The following is a 4861-nucleotide window of genomic DNA, read 5'->3' as shown; positions in this document are numbered from 1 at the left end:
CCGCGTCGTCAATGCGATTGACTGGGTATGCCGCGCGCCGCAGGGGCTCATCGGCGTGGAGGACATCCCGCTGTCCGCCACGATGCGCGGCGTGATGTGGGACGAGCGGTAGGGCCTAGAGCGGCCAGCTGTTCGGCCCGATCTCATAGCGCAGCGCGGCGGCCGGAGGCAACGACTGTCGTTCGTTGACCGAAATCGCATCGACGACGAGTGCGACGTAGCGTCGCCAGCCGTCGCTACCCGCATCCATCGTCGACAGCACGCTGAAGAGCATCGCGATCAGGCGGGGTAGGTCGTCGCTGACCAGGTCGGCGCGGATGCTGCCGGCTCGCTGACCCTCGAGGGCCAGCTCGGCGAGCGCGACGTTGAGCGAAACCGAGATGTCGGACGTGAGCGCCCCGGCCCGGCGCGCAGCGGTCAGCAGGTTGTGTTCGCGGGCCCCCAACGAGATTGCCGCTTCGATCAGTTGGGTGAGACCGCGCAGCGCGTCATCGGCACGCCGGACGGTCTCGATCACCGGCGTGAGATCCTCCGCGATGCTCTGATCCAGGGCGGCCCGCACCAGGTCGGCCTTCGTCGGGAACCTGCGGTAGAGGGTTCGCTCACCGACGCCGGCGCGCCGGGCGACGGCCTCCACGGGCGCATCCGGCCCCAGCTCGCCATAGACGTCTCGTGCCGCGCGCAGAATGCGCTCGACGTTGCGCGCCGCGTCCGCCCGCAACGGTCGATCCTCAACCGCGGTCATCCCGACAGCCTAACTGACGGTTGACTGCCAACTAGCCTGGCTTTACGCTCTAACAACTGGCAGATAGCTGACACTTAATCAGAAACACGGTTCATGGCAATATCTTTCGATGCGTCGGATCCCTGCTCCGACGCGAATCTTCCTGTGCTGCCCGCCCCGCGGCCGGCGCATTGCCCGCTCGCAGCTCCGCCCGAGTTCGACGAATGGCGCAAACAGCCCGGCCTGCGGCGGGCGATGTTCCAGGGCAGCCCGGTTTGGGTGGTCAGCCGCTACCACGACATCAGGGCGGCGCTGGTCGATCCGCGCTTATCCGCGAAGACCATTCCGGACTCCATCCTGCCGACGGACGCCGACAACAAGGTCGCGGTGATGTTCGCACGGATCGACGACCCCGAGCATCATCGGTTGCGGCGCATGATGACGAGCAACTTCACCTTTCGGCGTTGCGAAGCGATGCGGCCGCACATCCAGGAATGGGTCGACCACTATCTCGGCCAGATGATCGAGCACGGCGCACCCGCCGATCTGGTGCGCGAATTCGCCTTGCCGGTGCCGTCGATGGTGATCGCACTGCTGCTGGGGGTGCCGCCCGAAGACCTCGAACTCTTCCAGCACAACACCACCAAGGGGCTTGACCAGAAATCGACCGACGAGGAAAAGGGCCAGGCGTTCGGGGCCATGTACGCCTACATCGAGGAGTTGGTGCAACGCAAGGCGCGCGAACCCGGCGACGACTTGATCAGCCGCCTGCTCACCGAATACGTCGCGACGGGCCAACTCGATCACACCACCACGGCCATGAACAGCGTGATCATGATGCAGGCCGGCCACGAAACCACCGCCAACATGATCTCGCTGGGAACGGTTGCGCTGCTGGAACATCCCGACGTGTTCGAGCGGCTCGGACAGACCGATGACCCGGCCGTCATCGCCAACACCGTCGAAGAGCTGATGCGCTACCTCACCATCGTGCACAGCCAGGTCGATCGCGTGGCGACCGAAGATCTGACCATCGGCGGTCAGCTGATTCGCGCGGGGGAGTACGTCATGATGAATCTGCTCGCCGGGAACTGGGACGCCGAGTTCGTAAACAATCCCGAATCTTTCGACGTCGACCGAAACACCCGCGGGCACTTGGGCTTCGGCTACGGGGTGCATCAATGCATCGGAGCCAACCTGGCCCGGGTCGAGATGCAGGTCGCATTCGCCACGCTGGCGCGCCGCTTACCCGGGCTCAATCTGGCGGTATCCCCGGCGGAACTGAGGTTCAAAGACGCCAACATTTATGGCATGAAAGAACTTCCGGTCAGTTGGTGAACATGGCCACCGCGCTGCGATTCGACGGGCAGGTCGCCGTGATCACCGGTGCGGGCGCCGGCCTGGGCAGGCAGTACGCGCTGTTGCTTGCATCGCGTGGTGCGCGCGTCGTGGTCAACGACATCGGCGGCTCGGTGACGGGGGACGGATCAAACGCCGCAGTGGCGGGCGCCGTCGTCGACGAGATTTGCCGGCTCGGTGGTGAGGCCGCCGCCGACAACAACAGCGTGACGAGTCCCGAAGGCGCGGAAGCCATCATCGACACCGCCCTGCGCACCTGGGGGCGGGTGGACATCCTGATCAACAACGCGGGCATCGTCGGCGACGCGCCGTTCGAAGACATGACCGCCGACCGGCTCCGACCCCTGCTGGATGTCCACTTGAACGGTGCGTTCTATGTGACGCGGCCCGCGTGGCGGGCCATGCGCGAACGGCGGTACGGCCGGGTGCTCAACACCTGCTCGGCCGCGGGAATCCTTGGCGCCGAGCGCATGAGCAACTACGGCGCGGCGAAAACCGGGTTGATCGGGTTCACCCGGGTGCTGGCCGCCGAGGGCGCCGAGCGCGGCATCAAGGTCAACGCCATCGCGCCGATCGCCTACACCCGGATGCTGACGCACTCGCTCGACGGGGCGGGTCAACAGGATGACCCCGCGTCGCAGGCGGTGATGAACGACCTTGTGGGCCAATACCTTCAGAAGCTGGACGCGGCGCAGGTCGCCCCGGTGGCGGCCTTCCTGACCCACCGCGATTGCCCGGTGTCCGGGGAAATCTACACGGTGGGGGCCGGACACGTCGCGCGCTTCTTCATCGGCCGGACACGGGGCTTCTACGACCCGGGGTTGTCGATCGAAGGTGTGCGTGACCATTTCGATGAGATCCGCGACGAAGCCGGCTACACGGTTCCGCGAGGGCCCGCGGACGAGATGGCCGAGCTGTTCGCGACGATCATGAACAGCTGAACGCCGTGCCGACACCGTCCGGCGCCGGCCCCGGCTTCAGGCAGCCGAACGGCTCGATGCCCGCGGGACCCAGGTGTGCGGCGGATTGGTGGGCGTAGTTCACGCAGTAGAGTCCGGTTTGATCGGCCCGGCAGCGATAGTCGCCGAATGACAGCGAGTCGCCGTTGGCCAATTCCGGACCGTTGCCGTTGATGAACGGACCGGGATCGGCGCGCGACGCACCCACCTGCAGATTCACGCCGTCGAAGGTCACCCAACCGCCCTGCCAATCGCCGTACGAGGTCGCGGGCGCGGCCGGCGGATTCGTCAGGCTGACCAGACAGACCAGGGCGGCACCCGTGTGCTTGGAATCGGTCATGCAGGATGCTTTGCCGGCGACGGCCGAGAACGCGAGGTCGTTGCCGAGCGGCGTGGCCGCACCGTCGCGAATCGCATCGTGATAGCGGCCGGGGTCCGCGGGATGGCCGGCCTCGATCCACGCGATGACGTCGGAGATCGAGGCTCCGGCCGCCGGCGCCGCCGAGGGGGCCGGCCCTTTGCCCCCGGAGGGGGTGGAAGAAGCGCTTCTCGACGTTGGCGTTTGCTGAGACTGGCCGCCGACCGTGTGCGAGCAGCCGGCGATCAGTAACGACGCTGCAAACAGCGCGACGATCCGCATCCAGTCAGGCTAAACCGCCGTGGCCGCGAATAAGGCGCTGCGCGCGCGTTACGCCCGTCATGTCGGCTAACGTCGGGTTATGCATCAGCGCACCGTCCGCGCACGCACGACCATCGGCACCGTGGAGGGTTTCACCCGCGACGGCGTCCACCGCTGGCGATCCGTCCCCTACGCCCGGCCGCCGGTCGGGCCGCTGCGCTTGCGGGCACCCCGGCCGGCGCAACCGTGGTCGGGTGTGCGGCACTGCCACGGCTTCGCCAACTGCGCACCCCAGCAGCGCCGCTACACCATGCTCGGCTGGTCCGGTCTTGGAGGCCGTTATCAGCCGATGGGGGAGGACTGCCTGACCCTCAACGTCGTCACTCCCGAGGGGCCCGCCGAACAGCCGCTTCCCGTGATGGTCTTCATCCACGGCGGCGGCTACATCCTGGGTAGCTCGGCGACGCCGCTCTACGACGGTGCGGCGCTCGCGCGCCGCGGCTGCGTGTACGTGTCGGTGAATTACCGCCTGGGCGCGTTGGGATGCCTGGACCTGTCGTCCCTTTCGACCCCGGACATCCCCATCGACAGCAATTTGTTCCTGCGCGATCTGGTGCTGGCGTTGCGCTGGGTGAAGGACAACATCTCCGCGTTCGGCGGAGATCCGGACAACGTCACCATCTTCGGGGAGAGCGCCGGCGCGCACATCACCGCCACCCTGTTGGCGGTGCCCGCCGCCGAAGGGCTGTTCGCGCGGGCGATTTCGGAGAGCCCGGCCGCCGGCATGGTCCGGTCGCGCGAGACCGCGGCGGAATTCGCGACGCGCTTCGCCGAGCTGCTGGGCGCGCGCCCGGAAAACGCCGCCGAGGTGTTGATGCGGGCGTCGCCGGCGCAACTCGTGGACGCTCAACACCGGCTGATCGACCAGGGCATGGAGGACAGGCTGGGCGCCTTTCCGATCGGCCCCGTCGCTGGTGACGATGTCGTGCCCACCGATCCGGTCGAGGCGATGCGCGGGGGCCGGGCCCATCGGGTGCCGCTCATCGTCGGCACCAACGCGGAAGAGGGTCGGCTGTTCACCCGCTTCCTCAAGATGCTGCCGACCAATCAAGCCATGATCGAGGAGTTGCTGGCCGACACGGAACCTGCTGCACGCGAACGCATTACCGCCGCATATCCGGATTACCCCGCGCCATCGGC

5 protein-coding genes and 1 pseudogene are annotated in these 4861 nt (G+C 67.1%); 4 read left to right on the top strand and 2 right to left on the bottom strand.

Annotated elements, in window-relative coordinates:
• A pseudogene (locus tag A9X05_RS31415) lies at nucleotides 1-112 on the top strand (dihydrodipicolinate reductase); the annotation flags it as partial.
• A 3-nt stretch (nucleotides 113-115) separates the two neighbouring features.
• Here A9X05_RS31415 and A9X05_RS26425 read toward each other — a convergent pair.
• Nucleotides 116-745 (bottom strand): TetR/AcrR family transcriptional regulator, encoded by a 630-nt coding sequence (locus A9X05_RS26425; RefSeq protein WP_067760862.1) that lies wholly within the window; start codon nucleotides 743-745, stop codon nucleotides 116-118.
• A gap of 93 nt (nucleotides 746-838) precedes the next feature.
• Between A9X05_RS26425 and A9X05_RS26420 the strand changes: the two genes are divergently transcribed.
• On the top strand, nucleotides 839-2062 hold the full coding sequence (locus tag A9X05_RS26420) for a cytochrome P450 (RefSeq protein WP_082971069.1): 1224 nt from the start codon (nucleotides 839-841) through the stop codon (nucleotides 2060-2062).
• Nucleotides 2063-2064: 2 nt separating this feature from the next.
• Entirely contained in the window at nucleotides 2065-3024 is a 960-nt protein-coding gene (locus tag A9X05_RS26415; RefSeq protein WP_067785104.1) for an SDR family NAD(P)-dependent oxidoreductase, read from the top strand.
• Here the strand turns inward: A9X05_RS26415 and A9X05_RS26410 are convergent.
• Nucleotides 3011-3682, bottom strand: coding sequence for a hypothetical protein (locus A9X05_RS26410; RefSeq protein ID WP_067760856.1), 672 nt, complete (start codon nucleotides 3680-3682; stop codon nucleotides 3011-3013). The two genes, A9X05_RS26415 and A9X05_RS26410, sit on opposite strands and share 14 nt — an antisense overlap.
• Before the next feature lie 79 nt (nucleotides 3683-3761).
• Here A9X05_RS26410 and A9X05_RS26405 point away from each other — a divergent pair.
• On the top strand, nucleotides 3762-4861 hold a 1100-nt coding region (locus tag A9X05_RS26405; RefSeq protein WP_067785101.1), incomplete at its 3' end, for a carboxylesterase/lipase family protein.

The sequence above is a fragment of the Mycobacterium sp. E3298 genome, from assembly GCF_001666895.1.
Classification (GTDB): Bacteria; Actinomycetota; Actinomycetes; order Mycobacteriales; family Mycobacteriaceae; genus Mycobacterium.
The sequence above is the reverse complement of the archived record's forward strand: the minus strand, read 5'-3'. Positions and strand labels throughout refer to the sequence as shown.

What these genes read in the sequence shown, in the direction of transcription:
- A9X05_RS26425 (WP_067760862.1), bottom strand. Translation starts at nt 745, where the DNA reads ATGACCGCGGTTGAGGATCGACCGTTGCGGGCGGACGCGGCGCGCAAC.
- A9X05_RS26420 (WP_082971069.1), top strand. Translation starts at nt 839, where the DNA reads ATGGCAATATCTTTCGATGCGTCGGATCCCTGCTCCGACGCGAATCTT.
- A9X05_RS26415 (WP_067785104.1), top strand. Translation starts at nt 2,065, where the DNA reads ATGGCCACCGCGCTGCGATTCGACGGGCAGGTCGCCGTGATCACCGGT.
- A9X05_RS26410 (WP_067760856.1), bottom strand. Translation starts at nt 3,682, where the DNA reads ATGCGGATCGTCGCGCTGTTTGCAGCGTCGTTACTGATCGCCGGCTGC.